Genomic DNA, 18,688 nt, shown 5'->3' with positions numbered 1-18,688 from the left:
CCGGAATATCAGCCCTGCGTCCCTGTGGATGAGCCGCAAACGGGGGCATAAAGGCAATATCAGAGGTCGAGATCGATCATCTCGCCCTGCTCGAGCACCGCTCTGGCGGCAGGCGTGTATTTATCCACCTCGTCATGCAGTGTCAGGCCCGGCAAGACCCGCGCCGGTCCCTTGCTGCCCTTCATCCCCTGAATCAGTACGCGGCGCGCCGGGCGACCGGCACGGGGCCAAAACGGCAGGACGGTTATATCGCCACAACAGCCATTCATGGCCGAGACCACCTCATGCATGCGATCGGCCCGGTGAATCATACTGAAACGCCCACGATGTTTGAGCCAGCGGCAGGCAGAACGCACCCAATCCTGCAGTGTCGCCTCCTCGATATGCGCCGTCGCCTTACCGGCATGACCGGGCGGCGTATGGGAACCGAACGCGAAATGCGGCGGGTTGGCCATCACATGATCAAAGCATTTGGGGGCGAAGGTTTTCCGGTCTCGGAGATCACCTTCTATGAAGTGAACACTATGCCCCAATGCGTTATCGGTAGCATTGATTTTGGCGAGTGCCACGAGATCAGACTGTAGCTCCAGCCCGGTGACCTGCACTTCAGGCACCCGGCGCAACAGGCAAAAGCTGGCCGTGCCGACACCGCTGCCGAGGTCGAGAACCTGTTCGCCCGCGCGCACCTTGACGCAAGCAGCCATGAGCACCGGATCGATCGCAAAGCGATAGCCGCTCGTTGGCTGTTTCAGCGTCAAACGTCCGCCCAGCAGTTTGTCGACAGTAAACCAGTCAGCCCCCCCAGTGTCTGACAGGTTCACATTCTCATTGTGACTCGTGCTCATCACCTCGACGCATGCAGGCTCAACAAATCGCTACTCGTTTGCCGAACATGTTCGCGTACCCCCTCGTACCCGTTAATTCATAAGCAATATGGAATATCTCTAAATTACAGTCATGTATGCAATAGTAATAGCATACTTATAATGACAACAGTTTTATTTGTTCACATTTCCTACGATGGAATGCAGTGCCTGCTCGACCAAGGCACGGGCCGCATCTTTATCAGCATCCGGCACGACTATCCTGCGCGGGATAGCACCGACACTGCCCTCGACTATCGAGGTATGGGTATCCAGAATAACCGCCTCAAAACCGGCATCGTGCAAAACCGATAACAGCCATCCCAGCTCTACGGGGTCATTGCTCTTGTATACTGCCTGCACATCAACCACCCGACTGATCCGGTTTTCACCAATCGCAGAATGTTATCATACAGCGCATATTGGCGCGTCATGTTTGGTTCATAGTGTCGCTTATACTTGACCATGATGGTCAAAGGCGGGCACTCATGCGCCAACATCGTTTCCAGATATGGATACCATTCCGGTTATCGAGCATATTATGACCACTGCAGCCACGCGGCACAAATCGACAGAAGCGTCAAAGGATCAAGGTTTACAGCAGCTCCATGCGGCCTTTGAACCGGCGCTGGAGCAGGTCAACCATCTGATCATCGAACGTATGCAGTCCTCGGTGCCACTGATCCCACAACTGGCGCAATATGTGGTGGCGGCAGGTGGCAAGCGCCTGCGCCCGCTGCTGACCCTCGCCAGTGCCGATCTGTGCGACTATGCCGGTGACCGGCATTATGGCCTCGCTGCCTGTGTCGAGTTCATCCATACCGCGACCCTGCTCCATGACGATGTGGTCGATGAGAGCGCGGAGCGGCGCGGTCAGGCCTCGGCCAATGAGATATTCGGCAACAAGGCCAGCGTTCTGGTCGGCGACTTCCTGTTCACCCGCGCATTTGAGCTGATGGTCGCCGATGGCTCGCTCGAGGTGCTGCGCATCCTGTCGAAGGCATCGGCCACCATCGCCGAGGGCGAGGTCATGCAACTGAACGCCACCAGCGATCTGACCACCGATGAGGCGACCTATCTCGAGGTTATTCGCGGCAAGACCGCCGTGCTGTTTGCTGCCGCCTGTGAGGTTGGTGCCGTGGTTGCCGATCAACCGACAGAGCGGATCGCTGATCTGCGCAATTTCGGCGAAAATCTGGGCATGGCCTTCCAGCTGATCGATGACGTGCTCGACTATTCCGCTGACCGCCGCGACTGGGGCAAGGAAATCGGTGATGACTTCCGGGAAGGCAAGATGACCCTCCCCGTCGTCCTGTCGATTGCCGCAGCGGAACAGGCCAAGGCACAGGACGAAATCGACTTCTGGCAACGCACCATCGGCGATCTCGATCAACAGGACAGCGACCTTGATCATGCAATCGACCTGATGAACCGGCATCAGGCATTGGCCCAGACCAGAGAGCGGGCGGAGCATTTCGCCAATGCCGCGATTGACGACCTGGCTGCCTTCCCCGACAGCCATGCGACCCGCGCCTTGATGATCAATGCGGTTCGTGCCTCAATAAGCAGACGCTACTAAAACCAACGCGAGCCGGAACCAACACCCCGGTAAAGACGTTTGAAAACATAATGCTAACAGGCCTGCCCATCATGGAATTCTTCGCCCCCCTGATCGACCAGTTGAAAATCTATCTGGATCAGAGCCTTCGCCTGCTGCCGCAAATCCTGCTCGCAGGTTTTGTCCTGTTTCTGGCTTGGCTGATTTCTCTCGGCGTCAAGCGATCACTGGTTGCTGTGCTGACCACCAGCAAGATGCGCCCGGCGCTGGTACAGGTAATCCGGATGCTCTCCGGCATTGCCATCATGATTTTCGGCCTGCTGCTCGCGATCACCATAGCGTTTCCATCGGTCACCCCGGCGAAAATGCTGGGCGCCATCGGTCTCGGTGGTGTGGCCATCGGTCTGGCATTCCGGGAAACGCTCGAGAACTTTATCTCTGGCGTCATGATCATGGTGCGCAAGCCAATGCGGATCGGTGACCTGATCGAGGTGGACGATGTCAGCGGTCGGATCGAACAGATCACCATGCGCGACACCTATGTGCGCAAGTTGAGCAATGAGCTTATCCTCATGCCCAATGCCAAAATCTACAAGAACGCGGTCGAAATCATCACCGATCTCGCCGAACGCCGCCACCAACTGATCGTCGGCGTTGCCTATGGTGAGGATGCCGCTCGTGCCCGCGATGTGATTGAAGAGGCCGTCCGCTCGGTCAAAAGCATCAATACCAATCGGGGTGTCGAGGTCTATGCCCGGGAGTTCAACTCCTCATCCATCGACTTCACCGTCCGCTGGTGGGCCGGTTCCGAAGAACGCGACATGCACCGCACCCGCTCGGATATCGTGATCGCGATCAAGCAGGCGCTTGATGATGCCGGTATCGAGATCCCGTTCCCGTATCGCACCCTCACCTTCAAGGGCGATGTACCGATTGCCGGTCTCGGCGACACCGATACGGGTTCAGAAGACTAGTCAGCCGAAGCGGCGGTTGGGCAGGTTTTGATCCCGGCGCGGCACACCCGGTGCTGATTTGGGTGCATCGCCACGGATATTGTCGGGATCGATCCCGAGTGCGCTGAGATCATCGGCGGTAACGCCGGTAATCAGGCCATCCTCCAGACCCAGAACCAGATTGCGGTTCAGGGTCTGCTTGACCGCCTGCTCGACCAGACGGGCATGCTGCTCGAGCGGCTGGAACTTGTAGCCGATCTCGTGAACATCAGAGCCAATGTGGCCAAAGCGCAAATTGTCGAAGAAGTACCAGGCAGCAATACGCTCATCGTTCGTCTGGAACAGCGCCTTTTCCGCAGACTCTTGCCCCGCCAGATCGGGACGCTGCTCGACCACCAGCAGCGTCGCCATATCCCGTTGCAGCTTGTGGGTTGCCTCATGGGCCGATGTGGCCAGTACCTCGACCGGATCATTCCAGCCTGCCGTTTCATGGGAGTTCAGCCAGAGATTGTCTGCATTGGCATCATATTGCGCGCCCAGAATGCGGTTATTGGCATCCGGCGGCACGCACTCGTTCTCGATCCGTCCCGGTGGGATAAAGCCGCTCTCATGGCCATAGGCGTGGAGCAGTTCGATAACTGTGTCGAGGCGATCATCATCGCTTTTGCCGCCCCATGCCTTGTCCAGTGCCCCACCCTGCTTGGAGAAGAAATGCCGGGCGATACGGGTACCGAGGTCACGGCTCTGGTCGATGAAGGCTTCCGGCAGTTCCAGCGTTGAGTAGACCTTCATCCGCGCCAGCATGGCATCATGGCCCGGTTCGGCATCTGGGTCTGCCGGGCGCAGACCGGTCAGCAGTTTCATACGCGTATTATGGGACAAGGCCTTGAGATCGCTGCTCTCGGTCGCCTCGATCAGCTTGATGATACGCGCCTGCGGATTGCGGCCGGTGGCAGCAGAATCGACGGCAATTTGCAGGCGTCGCTCAGCGGGCGGGAGGGCATTTGCCTTGTCCAGAGGGGCAATGGCATCAATATCAAAGATCGTGTTGGGCATAACTCGGCGACAGAATTCATGAGGGAGAGTACTCCCGCATTTTTCGCATGGCTGACGTGAAAGCAGTAAGGGCTTTTATAACAAAACTGACAAAACCCCGGTAACCGGCGATTTTTCCACCATAAATCAGGCATTTGGGCAGCAACAACATTACGCAGCCACCGGGCACCCGCCCCTGCCGGTATTCCATGCAGCACCAGCCTCAGCGCCTGCCACGATCAATGACCGTCTCGGGATGAGCGATGCCACCGGGTTTTGGCCTTGCGACCTCAGCCAGAACGGGCAAGTTTAGAGGAGCTATCGATCCGACTTCTGGAGCAGACCTGTCATGTCACAACCCGGCGTTACCTTTCACACCCCTACCGGTGATTACCGCGTGGATGCGTTGCTGGATGCAGCCTTCGGTGTTGGGAAATGGGGCGGCCCCCAAGGCACCGGCGTTACCCTGACCTATGCCACCAAGGGCCCGGGTTCGACCTATATCCAGAATTACAGCCCGCTGCTCGAACCGGAGCGTGGGCAGGATCTGACACCGACCGAGGCACAGGAAGTCGGCTTCCGTACAGCCATTCAGACATGGGGCTCGGTGGCCAATATCAATTTCGTGGAAATTGAGGAAACCGCTGATCAGACAGCGGATATCCGCTTTGCCATGTCACGCTCGGTAAACGCGCAGGAATTCGAGGATGATTTCGGCTATGACCTGTTCGCTTATGCCTATCTACCGCAATTCACGCCGATTGCAGGTGATGTCTGGTTTGATCCCGATCTGATCGATTTCGATTACACGCCCAATACCCATGGCAGCGGCTATTACCTCATGCTGCATGAGCTGGGCCATGCCCTGTTGGGCTTTGAAGACATCACGGAAAATGGCGGTGTGAATGGTGCCGCATTGAGTGCAGGCGAAAATTTCCACGCCTTCTCGATCATGTCCTATCACGCGACACCGGGCATTGCCGCCGATCCACGCAATGCCGCCGTGTCATTTCCGACCACGCCGATGCTCTATGACATTCTGGCGGCACAGGCGCTCTATGGCCCGAATATGAGCCATAACGCGACCGATACGGTGTATCAGTTTGCGCCCGGTCAGGCGATTTACCAGACCATCTGGGATGCCGGCGGGATCGACACCATTGACTGGTCCAATCAGGAAACCGCCGCCTTCATCAACCTGAATGACGGCAGCTTCAGCAATATGGGGCCGCCACGCAGCAACGGTACCGATGAGTTTCCGGAAACCCTCGCCATCGCCTTCAATGCGATCATCGAGAACGCCAAGGGTGGCACCGGCAATGATACAATCGTCGGCAACGCCGCCAACAATGTTGTCTATGGCGGGCTCGGCATCGATCTGGTCACCGGTTTCAACGGCAATGACCTGATCTATGGCAACCAGGGCACCGACACGATTTACGGCAATCTTGATCTCGACCACCTCTATGGCGGCCAGGATGCCGATCGTCTCTATGGCGGCCAGCAAGCCGATGTGCTCTACGGCAACTTCGCCAATGACGTGCTGTACGGCAATTTCGACAATGATTTCATGTTCGGCGGTCAGGATCAGGACACCCTGTATGGCGGTCAGGGCAATGACATAATGTTCGGCAATCTCGGCGATGACCTGCTGTTCGGCAACCGGGACAATGACCAACTGCTGGGCAATGACGGCAACGACACCCTTTATGGCGGCTCTGGCAATGATGGCCTTGAGGGCGCTACCGGCAATGATCGCCTCTTCGGCGATGAGGGCAATGACACCCTCTATGGCGGTACCGGCACCGATGTTCTCTATGGTGGCCTTGATGACGATCTTATCTATGGCGGTGATGGTGCCGACCAGATCAATGGCGGCGATGATGATGACCGCCTGTTCGGTCAGGAAGGCAATGACGTACTGATCGGCGGAGAAGGCTCCGATTACCTCTATGGCGGCAGTGGCTCCGATCAGATGAGCGGCGGCATCGGCAATGATACCTATGTCGTCTCAAACCTGACCCAGAGCGTCAGCGAAGATGCCAATGCCGGGGTTGATGTGATCGAAACACAGGTAGATTTCATTCTGCCCGCGAATGTGGAGATCGGCATCATGACCGGTCCCAACAATATCAGCCTCTCCGGCAACGCTTTGAATAACAGCCTGACCGGCAATATTCAGGACAACCTGATCACCGGTGGTGGTGGCAATGATACCATTCTGGGCAATGCCGGGGCAGACACACTGGACGGGACCAGCGGATCAAACCTGCTGCAAGGCGGGTTTGGTGATGATGTTTACCTGATCCACTCGGCTGCCGATGTGGTGGTCGAGGATGCCAATGGCGGCGTCGACACGGTAATCACCACGTTCAATACCACAATCGGCACGAATATCGAGGTGCTGATCCTGAACGGCAGTGCCAATGAAGCAACCGGCAATGACGTCGATAACCAGCTTGTCGGTGGCACCGGTGCCGATCTGATCTCCGGTCGCGGCGGCAATGATACTCTCAGCGGCAATGCCGGGGCCGATACCCTCGTCGGCGGTACTGGCGATGATGTACTGACCGGCGGCGGTGGTGCTGACCGTTTTGCCTATAGCGGCACCAATCTCGGCGACGACACGATTACCGACTACGAAACCGGTCTGGATGTCATTACCGTCGACAACGGCCTTACCGTCATCGGCATTGCCGACAATGCCGGAAATGCCGAGGTCAGCCTCAGCAGTGGCGATCTGATTACCGTACTCGGCGTCAGCAGTGGCGATATCGAGGTTGAGGACCTGATGGCAACCTGATCAGGGTTCCGGTATCAGGCGGAGGAGATCAGAATTGGGCCAATAAGGACCCGGCTGATCAGGCACTCGGCTGTGGATGGGGCAACTCACCGGCGAGCATGCGGGCCTCGGTCAGGAAATCGATCGGCGACAGACTGTCGAGCTTGTTGATCAGATAATCCATATCATCATCATTGAGCGCATCAACCTGGGTCAGGACACGTTCCAGCACCCGGCGACGGCGGCGCTCGATATCACCTTCCGCACCATCAAACAGGGTCTCACGCACCACATTCAGCGCGGCCCGGCTGGCTGGCAACAGCATCAGTGGGATTTCCGAGCGTTCGTAAATGGTTTTCAGCCCCAGCGGACCTTCGTCATAAATCAGCAGACGGGCATTCACCAGCGGCAGTCCGGACATATGCGACAGCCCGGCCTCATAAAACTCGAGATCGCCCATACACAAGGATCGCAGCAACAATGACCCATTCAGATGGCCGCCCTCATCGAGGTTCTTGACCAATTCGAGCACGTCATTCCGGGCCGCATCCTCATCGGAGAACAGGTGCATTGTTGCCCGCTCGCGCGAGCGCAACAGGACATCAACCGCCACTTCCTCGGGCACATCCTGACGCTTGACCAGATAATCCAGCAACTGATCCGACACCATGGTGACAAGACGGGCTGTTACCTTGTTCGGCAGGGTGGTATCGCGCTCAAGAATACCGCCATGGACCTTGTTGCTGTCCGGGAAGCGGGTCAGAGCGCGATCAAAACCCTTCTCGTTAATCTGAGCGGTACCATTGCGCATCAGCTCGGCAACGGCATTTTCGGTGCCCTGCTCTACCAGCACATCGGAAACAGTGGCCGAGAGATTCGGTCGCTGGGCAATCGCTGTCTGTTTCAGTTCGGAACCGCTGGCGACAACCTCGATCAGTTCATCATCACTGAGGGTCGGGGTATGCTGAAGGATCGGCAGCGCCACTTCCTCAACATCACGTGCAAGGGTCTGCGCCACATCTTTTGGCAGATTGGGTGAGCTTTTTAGACTTTCGGCCAGTGCCTGACGCACGGTAACCGCCACGTCATGGGCCAGTGACCGCAGGATATCCTCGGCAATGCCGCGTTCCTCGGCACTCAGCCCAGTATCAATCTGGTGACCGAGCTTCTGTGCGACGCTTGATCGGTTCTGTTCGGATTTGTCGAGCGTAAGCCGGGTTACGTCAGCTTCACTCAAATGCACACCGGAAGGCGGTTTCTTAATCATGCTACATTCAAAATTTTAACAGCTACAGCAATCTGCATTCTGACGCTCAACACCATATAGATATATCACTTTCTGGCATTTTACCCCAACATTATGCCCATATATTATTAACGCATTCTTGAATATTACTGCGTGGGTTCAGGATTCTTGCCCGCCCAGAAGCTCGCATCAAAGCTGGACAGCAGCCCCGGATGATCCTGAGACCGCAGATTTATGTAGTTTACCAACTCATCGCGGAACGCCTGATGCTTGGTTTTGTCGAACTGGATCAGGGCTACAGCATTGCCAAGACTGGTGAAATCCTGCCGCAGCCATGAATAGGTATCAGCAGACGTTACATAACGCATGGTACCCGGACCCGACGTTTCCGGCACGTCCATTTCGACAAAAGACAGGAATCGCACCTCACAGGGCAGATTGCCGGCAAAGGCTGGCAAGGGGTGGATTACCATATCAACCCGAACATCATATTCAGAGCGGCAAAGGCGCAAAAATGCGTCGTCCTCGCTCATATCGCCGGAAGAAACGAAACTGCCATCGGCAATCGAAATACCGTAAGGCTCAAGCAGCGTATTCATTTCCCTAGTCAGTCGGTCGACACGACTACCGGCAATCTCGACCCGCAGGCCGCGCAGCTGGCGCGGGTCGCGCACCAACCGGTTGCGCCGGGTCACAATCGTAAGCACCTCAACGGCAAGTGGCCGATACCAGACCGCATCGTCCTGACCATGCTCCACATTATAGGATGCAAGGGTGGCAAAGGCGAAGTCGGCCAGACCACTCTGCGCTGCTTCCATCGCAGCCTTGCCGTCATCAACGGTAAGCAGGGCAATCAGCGGGCGTTCGGTAACTTCACCGACACCTGACCGGGTATTGAACGCCGAAATCAGTCCGGTCATGAAATCCACATGACCCGGCTCACTGTTCCCGACCGCAATCGTCAGCACATGCGGTTCGTCGGCAGCGGCATTCCCATCCTGCGCCAAAGCAACCGTTACCGGCGTTATGGCCAGTGCGCAGCCGATCAGGCCCGCCAACCATAGACCGCTCCGTGGAGCCTGCTGCCAACGCTGAAATACCGAACCGAACGTAATCTTGAACATGCTATCCCCGGAGTTACCTTGCCATTTCAACGAGTGTTTGCTCGACAATCTCGCTCAATACCTTGCCAAGTGCTACATCGAATCCCTGAACCACACTATCAAACCTGCCATTGTCGGCTGTGACAACCTGCTCTTCCTCGAACCGGCTGACAATTGCCCGTTCCGGCATCTTGATCAGGGTTGCACTGATCCGCACCCGGATATCCGGTGCCGCGTTGGTTGAGCGGTCAAAATACTCGGCCTGAAACTCGCGCAACTCGTTTTTCAGAATGTAATCAGCGCGCAATCCCGTGGTCTCACGACCGACCGAGACAATCTTTTTGGTATTCTCGAAGCTCTCAACCAGCAGGGTCTGAACCATGCTGGTCGCCCGGTCGGCCCATGCAACAGAGGCGAAGTAATCGAGCTGATACGGGTTTGGCTTCAAGACAATCCGGGCGGTATTGAGGCCGGATGCGGCCACCGGTTGCTCGACCAGCAACTGACGATCAACAAATGGCATGGCCTGATCGAAGGTGCTCTTGGGCGTCAGGGTATAGAGCTTGGGACCGGGACCACCGGGCAGGTCGATACTGCAAGCCGCCAATACCGGCATCAGCACCGATACGGCCACCGCCCCCATGAGACGACGGCGTGACCTGTTGATCAGGCATGGAACATGTGGAAGATGCTCAGATATGGGCGTTTTGTTCATTCTTATTCCTCTACCTGAACACCATTGGCAGTACCACCGAACAGGAACTCCGTCGGCCCGCGTTCCAGCCTTTCGGCAAGCAGGTTAAGATTTGAGATCAGGCCCCGCAATTCCTGAAACAGATAGGTCAGTTCATAAAGCCCGGATGAGGTAAAATCGCCGATGGCACCGGAATTGGCATCAACGATCTTGTTGGCGGTGTTGACCATTTTCTGGGCCGCTTCGGAGGTCTGGTAGATGCTCTGGCTGGTCTTGGTCATCTCGGCATAGACATCAACCGTCGCCTTCTCGATGGTCTTGACCGTACCGCTGGTTTGGTCGAGGAAGGCGGTCATCCGGCTGTCCACATTCTTGCCAAGCTGGTCATAGGTTGTCAGCGTCTTGTCGGCATTGTCGAGCAAGGGAACCAGTCGGGCGCTGGCCTTGGTGAGTTCGGCAGACAGTTTCTGCAATTCATCCATGGAACTGCCGAGTGCCTGAATATTGTCATCGGAGAAAACCTCGGTTGCCCGCTCACTGAGATTGATCAGATTCTCCAGCAATCTGGGCGCTGCTTCAAGCAACTCGCCAAATTGTGATGGTGCTGAACGGATTTCCGGAATGTCCTCATTGCTTACCTGATAGAGCAGACCGGCATCGTCCGAGCCGGGACTGATCTGGACAAAGACGCCACCGGTCAGCCCCTGTTGCTCCAGCCGTGCCTCGCTGTCAGTGCGGATCGGGGTATCCTGCGGCACCTCGATCCGGACGCGCACCCGGTTCATGGTTTCGGGGTCGATGCGAATATCCGTCACCGTTCCTACCGGCACACCGAGATAGCGCACCGGGCTGCCGGTTTGCAGGCCGGTGACCGCACGGCGCAGATAGATTTCATAGGTCTGTGCCTCGCCACCGACATCGCGCCCGGTCAGCCAAGCGACAAAACCCAGCGCGGCGATGACAAAGATCAGGACAAAGGAGCCGACCAGCAGATCATTAGAACGGTTTTCCATGGGATAATGGCCCTTCCTCAAGCCTTCTCGAGCGGTTTGGCAGCACGGCCGCGTGGACCGTTGAAGTAGTCTTCGATCCAGGGATGCCCGGTTTTCTGCAATTCCGGGATGGTGCCGGTGACGATCTTGCGATCAACCAGTACCGCCAACCGGTCACAGATAGCATAGAGGCTGTCGAGATCATGGGTCACCATGAACACCGTCAGCCCCAGCGCCGTCTGCAGATCACGGATCAGGTTATCAAAATCGGCGGCGGAGATGGGATCAAGCCCGGCGGTCGGCTCGTCCAGAAATACGATGTCGGGATCAAGCGCCAGCGCCCGTGCGAGACCGGCCCGCTTCCGCATCCCGCCGGAGAGTTCGGATGGGTATTTGTCGGCGGCATTGGCGGGAAGGCCAACCATCTGCACCTTGATCCGGGCGATCTCATCGACCAGAGCCGGTGAGACCGCGCCACGTTCCTTGATCGGCAGGCCGATATTCTCTGCCACCGTCATCGAGGAGAACAGCGCGCCATCCTGAAACAGCACCCCGCAACGGCGCAGCAATGGCTGGCGTCCCTCGCGCCCCAGTTCCCAGATCGGCTCATCAAACAGGCGAACATCCCCGGCAGCGGGTTTCAACAGGCCGATAATCTCCCGCAACAGCACGGACTTACCAGTACCAGAGCCGCCGACGACACCCAGCACCTCACCGGCAAAGACCGTCAGATCGAGGTTCTCATGGATCACCTGTTTGCCGAACTGGGTACGCAGACCACGCACCTCGATCACATGTTTCGTCACAGCCCGACCTCCTGAAACAGGATGGCGAACATGGCATCAAGCAGGATGACCAGACAGATCGAGACCACCACCGAGCGAGTGGTCATTTCCCCGACGCTCTGGGCACTGCCGCTGACCTTCAGACCCTGATGGCAGCCGACCAGTGCGATGGCGAAGGCAAAGACTGGTGCCTTGATAAAGGTCACGATGATATCGCTTGCGGTCACTGCCAGCTTAAGCTGCTGCAGGAAAATCGCAGGGCCAATATCGAGCAGAAAATATCCGGCGAGCGCACCGCCGAGCAGCCCGGCCATGGCACCATAGAAACCGACCAGCGGCAAGGTGATGACCAGCGCCAGAATACGCGGCAACACCAACACCTCGACCACGTTCAGCCCCATGGTCTGCATGGCGTCGAGTTCCTGATTTACCTTCATCGTGCCGATTTGCGCTGTGAAGGCGGAACCGGAACGCCCGGCCAGAATGATCGAGGCCAGCAAAATGCCGATCTCGCGCAGCACGGCGAGACCGATGATATTCACCACCAGTATCTCGGCCCCGAAATTCTGCAGCTGTACAGCCGAGAGATAGGCCAGCACCATACCGATCAGCAGCGACAGCAAACCGACGATCGGCAGAGAATTCAGCCCGGTCGCCTCCATCTGATGTACGAGATCATGGCGGCGCAACCGTGAGGGATGGCGGATCACCCCGGCCATCACCCGAAATACCAGACCGGTCATGGCGAGCAGGTCGACGGCTTCTTGCCCCGCGGCACGGGCACCGGCACCAACCCGCAAAACGGTTCGGATCAGGGCATTGTCGGCGCGGGGCTTGTCCAGCTGTTCGGCGGAAACACCCATGACCCGGTCAAACAGTTCACGGGAATGGCCCGGCACATTGTCGAACTCGGCCTTGAGGTCTTTTGCGGTCAGGGCATCGCGCAAGCGGAGCATAAGTGCGGCACCGAAGGTATCCAAAACCTCAACCGCTTCCAGATCAAGACTGACAGCGGTTTTTGCCGCCGCCACAACCTGTTTGCGGCAGGCCTCACAAGCGGCTTCAAGCCCCGGCATACTGGCAAGCGACCACTGGCCACTGAGACGCAGAACGCCCGAGCCGTCATCATAATTCCAGAATTGCTGCGCAGGATTGCTACTCAATGACGCCGCCATGGGTTATGAATGAACTGTCGCCACCGTTCGGTGGCTCTTCCTACCCTTGAAAATTGCGAAATCTGCCCGATGAACCTCAAAGAGCATATCCGCGGAGTGCCGGATTTTCCAAAGCCCGGCATCCTGTTCTACGATATTTCAACGCTTTTGGCCCATGCCGAGGCCTGGCAGCACACCATTGACACGCTGGCGGAGCAGATTGGCCACTACAAGCCGGAAGTTCTGGTCGGGATTGAATCGCGCGGCTTCCTCGTTGCAGCCCCGCTGGCCCTGAAACTCGGCTGCGGCTTCGTGATGATCCGCAAGCCCGGCAAACTCCCCGGCCCGGTGATCCCCTACAGCTATGAACTGGAATACGGCACCGATACGCTGGAAATTCAGCAGGATGCCATCAAACCCGGCCAGCGCGTAATCGTACTTGATGACCTGCTCGCAACCGGCGGCACCATGGCAGCTTCGATCGAGCTGCTGACCCAGATCGGTGCGAATGTCGAGGCGGCAGCGTTCATTATCGAGCTGACCTTCCTCAATGGTCGGGACCGGCTGAAGGTGCCGTCCCACTCCCTGCTGCAATATGATGATTAGGCTCAGTTGACCGGCGCAAACTCGGCGCGGGCGATGCTGAAACCATAAGGCCCCTCGACCAGATAGAGGCGCAAGGTGGTCCCGCGCCGTCCCTGTGCATCGGTTGCCAGATAGCTCGCATGGACAAAATCGCCCCGGTCATCGGTGCCGGTGCCATGCACAAGCGTCTCCACACCACCGCGAATATAGGGCATGAAGCGTGAGGCGATGGCCTGAAACGCCCGGCTTTTCAGTGCATCCGGCGTCTGTTGCCAATTGCTGACCACCAGCGGCGCAATGGCATCAATTGACTCGCTCGCCACAAGGAAATCATAGAGTTTCTCGCTGGCTTCCGCCGGGGTTTCCGCCTCTGCCACCGCAGGTTGAATGCAGGCGGGCAATGCCTCGGCAAACTGCACCGGATCGAGCGGTGAGCCGCTGCCGTCCTCGACACAGGCGGCGATACTGTCACCGGACAACAGCCAGACTGCAGCCGCACCGACAATGCCGAGGACCAGAATGCCAGCAATGACCAATTTCACACTGAAACCGGCCTGGGGGTGACGCTTTCGGGAAAACATAGGAGACAGGTACATAATCAAAATCACTAATCGGGCTGCACCATCTGGAGCATGGCGGCAAGGTTCCCTATAAGAACAACATCTATTTAGATGGGGCGGGCAGCAAATGAAACTAGGCTTTATTACCGATACGCATATCAATGCCGAGGGCGCACCCATCTGGGCCGGGGTCGACAGCCTCGCCCATCTGAACCGGGTGATCGACCATCTGAACGGCCTTGAGCTCGATGCGGTGGTGTTCGGCGGCGATCTCGCCGATGCAGCCGACCTCGCCGATGACGCCCATGCCCATGCCATGTACCGGGCTGCGATGCCAGCGTTCGAGCGGATTGCAGCGCCCCTGCTCCCGATCCCCGGCAATCATGATCGCCACGATCTGTTTCTGAGCTATCTCGATAAATACCGCAGCGGCGATCATGGACCGGACCTGTCCTATGTCCGCGAACTCAATGGCTGGCGGCTGATCATGCTGGATACCGTGGAGCCGGGCCAGATCGAGGGCAGCATCACTGATTTCAGCGTGGAGTGGCTGGCAGAGCTGGTGCAGGCGAACCCGGATCAGCCAACCCTTGTCTTCGCCCATCAGCCGCCATTCTCATGTCATGACGACCCGGCACTGGACATGCGGTTCGATAATGCGGAGCCGCTGGAGGAAGCGCTTTCCGGCTGTACCGGTCTCAAGGGCATCTTCAGCGGCCATTATCACCGGCTGATCGATTGGCAATGGCGCGGCGTGCCCTATCATGTCGCCCCGTCAACGGCAGCGCAGTTCCCGCACCCCGCATGGGGCGAGGAACGCAACCTGCCGAAATACAACGTGCCGGGGTTTCAGATCATCGATCTGGGCGCAGAAGACATTAGCGTTGAAACGGTCTGGCTCGGCACCAATCCGTTTGCCGCGACAACAGCAGCCTAGATATTCCGCTTAGATATTGCGCCAGGTGCCATCGGATTGACGGCAGGCAGTACCGGTCAGGATTTCAGTCTGGCCATCGATTTCGACCGTCTGGCGATAATCCCGACAATACTGTCCTGTTGACCGTTCATAGGTACGGTCAACGGTTACAGTGCCGGAATTGCCGCTGTCAGGATTGCGCCATGGCACGGAAGAACCGGTCGGGGCAGTTTCCAGCGTACGGTGGGTAGTGCGCTCCATCGCCAGTCGATCAGCCTTGTCCAGTGACGAACCGATTTCGCTACCGAGAAAAGCGCCAAGCAGGCCACCTGCGACGGCTGCGGCCACCTGACCGGAACCACTGCCGATCTGGGCACCGGCGAGACCACCGAGCGCGGCACCGCCAAGGGTACCAACCGTTTGTTTGGTACCGGTATTGGAGCCTTCACATGCCGCAAGGCCAAGTCCGGCGACAATTACAACGGCAAGGGTCAGTCCACGATTATAGCGTTTCATCAGTATCATTCCGTTAATCAAAAACAGTTGTTTTATTAGCGGCCCATCATGTCGAAACAATGGCCATCGCATAACTTTCTGCATTGAAATGGTATGCCGGTAAGATTTCATCAACCTTTCTGCCGTTAACATTTGTGAACGCGACTGTGAGGTAGAGCAAATGATGCAAATTCAGATAAACCGGCAATTCTGGGGCGGCATGTTGTTTGGCACGCTGTTTCTGGCCATGACGCTTGTTGCATCCGGCACGGCATTGCGCACACCGGACGGCCAGATCAGCCCGTCCGGCATCGCGATTATCGGCCTTGTGCTCATCTGTTGCTGCTGCCTCAGCTTTGTCTGGCAGCTCATGAAAGCCCCGGAACTGAAACAGGCGCAAGAACAGCCGGAAGCATGGCTCAGAGAGTATCCCGCCTTGTGCAAAATCATGGGCGATATGCCACCCGAAGCGCGAGCAAATCCGGGCAGTGAATGCTGGCTGATGCAGGAAACGCTCGACAATGCTGCCGATGCCATCGTCATCACACGCGCCGAGAGCAGTGATGCGAACGGGCCGCCGATTGTCTTTGCCAACAAGGCCTATGTCGAACTCGCAGGTTCCGATAGCAAGAGCCTGTACGGCAAACCTGCTCGCCTGCTCGGGGATCAGGGGCTTGATGCCACGGTTCTGGTTGAGCTGCATGATACTCTCAAAAACGGCAAGTCATTCCGCTCGGAAGTGCTGTTCTATAGCCAGAATTATACCCAGCGCTGGCTGGATGTCGGCATCTTCCCACTCACTGACAAACACGGCAAAATCACCCATTACGCTGCCTTCGCCCGCGACATCGCAAACCAAAAGGAACTGGAAATCCAGATGCGTGATGACAAGGAGGCAGCAGAGGCCGCCAATCTGCTGAAAAGCGAGTTTCTGGCCACCATGAGTCACGAGATACGCACGCCGCTCAATGGCATCATCGGGATGAGCAACCTGCTGCTCGACACCAATCTGGATGCAACCCAGGCCAACCATGTGGATATGCTGTCCCATTCAGCGGAAACCCTGCTGCAGCTGATCAACGATATCCTTGATCTATCCAAGATCGAGGCCGACAAGCTGGAGCTTGAACCCGCGTCCTTCAGCATCAAGGGGCTGATCTTTGAGATCGCCCAGATGGTAAGGCCGCAAATCCAGCGCAAGGGCCTCGAACTGGTCGTCGATGTTTCGCCGCGCCTGCCGATCAACGTCACCGCCGATCCCGGTCGCCTGCGTCAGATCATCCTGAACCTGATCGGCAATGCCGTGAAGTTCACCAGTCAGGGCTTTATCCGGATTTACGTTGAACCGGTCGAGCAGGCCGATGGTGCAACACATCTCCTGAAAGTCAGCATCGAGGACAGTGGGATCGGCATCTCATCCCAGGCGAAATCACGGATCTTCAACAAGTTCAGTCAGGGCGATGCCTCAACCACCCGGCGCTATGGCGGCACCGGACTTGGCCTTGCCATCTGCAAGAGCCTCGCCAAAGCGATGGGCGGCACCATCGGGCTGGAAAGCGAGGAAAATCAGGGGTCAACCTTCTGGTTTACCTTTGCCTGCGAACCCCATGCCGATGTGCGCCTGTACGAACATTACCGCAAGCAGTTCAAGGACGAGTTGGAGAACCACACGGTTATCATCCTCGACGACCACAGTTGCAGTGCGGTTGCGGTGGAACGGCATCTGCGTGCCGCCGGTGCCGACTGCCACAAGTTCACCAACCTGAACCGCATCACCGATCAGTTGCTGCAATGGCATCAGGTGCATGAAAAGGCAGACCTCATCATCCTCGATGAAGAACTCGGCATTGGCACTGCTTTTGATGTGATGCCTAGGATTGCGCAGGTATTCGGCGACAATGTCCCGCCGATCCTGCTGCTGACCAACAAGCCGCTGCAAGGGTGCCATAAGAAGCTGGCCCGCGCCGGTCTAAGCGGTGCAATTGAAAAACCGATCCGACCGAGCCATCTGGTCCGAGCAGCGGTCGAGCTGCTGCGCAATCGCGGGCACGAGAACTTCTGGGCGCCGCACCCGGATATCCGCCGCCGCACAGCAGCCACCCTTGATGATGAGCGTTCACCGCTGGCCGGGTTGCAAGTCCTGCTCGCCGAGGACAACCCGATCAACGCCCAGATTTTCACGCATATCATGGAGCGCTGGGGCGCCCGGGTGACCGTCGCCGGCAATGGTCGTGAAGCAATCGACATCAGTGACACCATGCCGTTCGATATCATCTTCATGGACTGCCAAATGCCCGAGGTCGACGGCTTTGAAGCGACACAGGAACTGCGCCGCCTGATGGCCGGCAAGATCATCCCGCATACGCCGATCATCGCCCTGACCGCCAATGCCATGAAGGGCGACCGCGAGCGTTGCCTGGAAGCGGGCATGGATGATTACCTCGCTAAACCGACACAGGCGCGCGACATTGCCACCACCATCCGTCGCTGGGTCAGCGCCGACAGGATCGGTGAGAAACATGCCAATGCCGCCTATGGCAATACCGCGGAGGAGCATATCACCACCGACGATGATCACCGCCTGATCAATCTCGAGATGTATAATGAATGTGCGGATATTCTCGGCCCATCCCATGGCCGCGTGGTGGCCGACTTCATGGATCGGCTTGGGCAGATGCTGCAGGAACTGGCATTCGCCGTATCCCGGAGTGACTACACCACTACGGCGAAACTGGTCCATCCGTTCAAGTCATCGGCAGCCCAGCTCGGTGCCATGGGCGTATCCGAGGTCTGCCGCAGCATCGAGATGCGTACCCGTGAGAAACAGCCTAACGAGGTGGATGATACGGCATTGGCAAGCGAGCTGGTCCAGCTTCGTGAAGTTGCCGATGCCACCGCCATCAAGCTCCGCGCCATGACCTCGGAAGGCGGCAAGGAAGATCCGCTGGCGGAAACTGGCTGACAAGA

17 protein-coding genes are annotated in these 18,688 nt (G+C 57.5%); 6 read left to right on the top strand and 11 right to left on the bottom strand.

Translation table 11 applies throughout. The features are described from left to right. Positions 1–59 precede the first annotated feature (59 nt). Both CBB62_06980 and CBB62_06975 read right to left on the bottom strand, forming a co-directional pair. Positions 60–845, bottom strand: coding sequence for a hypothetical protein (locus CBB62_06980; protein ID OUT42039.1), 786 nt, complete (start codon positions 843–845; stop codon positions 60–62). A 153-nt stretch (positions 846–998) separates the two neighbouring features. Then, positions 999–1,226, bottom strand: a complete 228-nt coding sequence (locus CBB62_06975) for a hypothetical protein (protein OUT42687.1) — start codon at positions 1,224–1,226, stop codon at positions 999–1,001. Between the two features lie 178 nt (positions 1,227–1,404). Between CBB62_06975 and CBB62_06970 the strand changes: the two genes are divergently transcribed. Beyond that, positions 1,405–2,442, top strand: a complete 1,038-nt coding sequence (locus CBB62_06970) for a farnesyltranstransferase (GenBank protein OUT42686.1) — start codon at positions 1,405–1,407, stop codon at positions 2,440–2,442. Positions 2,443–2,513: 71 nt separating this feature from the next. After that, positions 2,514–3,395: a mechanosensitive ion channel protein MscS gene (locus CBB62_06965; protein OUT42038.1), complete on the top strand. Its 882-nt coding sequence runs from the start codon at positions 2,514–2,516 to the stop codon at positions 3,393–3,395. Here the strand turns inward: CBB62_06965 and CBB62_06960 are convergent, their stop codons facing one another. Then, a complete protein-coding gene (locus CBB62_06960) occupies positions 3,396–4,430 on the bottom strand; it encodes a hypothetical protein (GenBank protein OUT42037.1) in 1,035 nt (344 codons plus the stop codon). It abuts the gene before it with no gap. 328 nt (positions 4,431–4,758) lie between these two features. On the opposite strand from CBB62_06960, the gene CBB62_06955 reads away from it, so the two are divergent. Beyond that, entirely contained in the window at positions 4,759–7,212 is a 2,454-nt protein-coding gene (locus tag CBB62_06955) for a hypothetical protein (protein OUT42036.1), read from the top strand. 58 nt (positions 7,213–7,270) lie between these two features. On the opposite strand, the gene CBB62_06950 is transcribed toward CBB62_06955, so the two are convergent. The 6 genes from CBB62_06950 to CBB62_06925 all read right to left on the bottom strand — a co-directional run bounded on the left by CBB62_06950 (position 7,271) and on the right by CBB62_06925 (position 13,186). After that, positions 7,271–8,458 (bottom strand): hypothetical protein, encoded by a 1,188-nt coding sequence (locus CBB62_06950; GenBank protein OUT42035.1) that lies wholly within the window; start codon positions 8,456–8,458, stop codon positions 7,271–7,273. Between the two features lie 125 nt (positions 8,459–8,583). Continuing rightward, positions 8,584–9,495 carry a hypothetical protein gene (locus CBB62_06945; GenBank protein OUT42034.1) on the bottom strand — a complete coding sequence of 304 codons (912 nt, stop codon included), beginning with the start codon at positions 9,493–9,495 and terminating at the stop codon, positions 8,584–8,586. A gap of 79 nt (positions 9,496–9,574) precedes the next feature. Then, positions 9,575–10,255: a hypothetical protein gene (locus CBB62_06940; protein ID OUT42033.1), complete on the bottom strand. Its 681-nt coding sequence runs from the start codon at positions 10,253–10,255 to the stop codon at positions 9,575–9,577. Positions 10,256–10,257: 2 nt separating this feature from the next. Beyond that, positions 10,258–11,247 carry a hypothetical protein gene (locus CBB62_06935; protein ID OUT42032.1) on the bottom strand — a complete coding sequence of 330 codons (990 nt, stop codon included), beginning with the start codon at positions 11,245–11,247 and terminating at the stop codon, positions 10,258–10,260. 17 nt (positions 11,248–11,264) lie between these two features. Continuing rightward, entirely contained in the window at positions 11,265–12,032 is a 768-nt protein-coding gene (locus CBB62_06930) for an ABC transporter ATP-binding protein (GenBank protein ID OUT42031.1), read from the bottom strand. Further along, a complete protein-coding gene (locus CBB62_06925; GenBank protein OUT42030.1) occupies positions 12,029–13,186 on the bottom strand; it encodes a hypothetical protein in 1,158 nt (385 codons plus the stop codon). The genes CBB62_06930 and CBB62_06925 overlap by 4 nt, the downstream gene beginning before the upstream one ends. Before the next feature lie 69 nt (positions 13,187–13,255). Here CBB62_06925 and CBB62_06920 point away from each other — a divergent pair, with 69 nt between their 5' ends. Beyond that, complete coding sequence (locus CBB62_06920; GenBank protein OUT42029.1) at positions 13,256–13,771, top strand: adenine phosphoribosyltransferase; 516 nt, start codon at positions 13,256–13,258, stop codon at positions 13,769–13,771. Positions 13,772–13,773: 2 nt separating this feature from the next. On the opposite strand, the gene CBB62_06915 is transcribed toward CBB62_06920, so the two are convergent. Next, positions 13,774–14,331, bottom strand: a complete 558-nt coding sequence (locus CBB62_06915; protein ID OUT42028.1) for a hypothetical protein — start codon at positions 14,329–14,331, stop codon at positions 13,774–13,776. Between the two features lie 106 nt (positions 14,332–14,437). On the opposite strand from CBB62_06915, the gene CBB62_06910 reads away from it, so the two are divergent. After that, the gene (locus tag CBB62_06910; protein ID OUT42027.1) at positions 14,438–15,247 is read left to right on the top strand and encodes a hypothetical protein; all 810 of its coding nucleotides are present in this window, start codon (positions 14,438–14,440) and stop codon (positions 15,245–15,247) included. Positions 15,248–15,256: 9 nt separating this feature from the next. On the opposite strand, the gene CBB62_06905 is transcribed toward CBB62_06910, so the two are convergent. Further along, positions 15,257–15,742, bottom strand: a complete 486-nt coding sequence (locus CBB62_06905; protein OUT42685.1) for a hypothetical protein — start codon at positions 15,740–15,742, stop codon at positions 15,257–15,259. 160 nt (positions 15,743–15,902) lie between these two features. Here CBB62_06905 and CBB62_06900 point away from each other — a divergent pair, with 160 nt between their 5' ends. Next, a complete protein-coding gene (locus CBB62_06900) occupies positions 15,903–18,683 on the top strand; it encodes a hypothetical protein (protein ID OUT42026.1) in 2,781 nt (926 codons plus the stop codon). The last annotated feature ends 5 nt before the right edge of the window (positions 18,684–18,688 follow it).

It is taken from the genome of Micavibrio sp. TMED2 (genome assembly GCA_002168225.1).
Lineage (GTDB): Bacteria > Pseudomonadota > Alphaproteobacteria > TMED2 > TMED2 > TMED2.
Note: the sequence above shows the minus strand (reverse complement) of the source record. Positions and strands in the feature narration are given on the sequence as shown.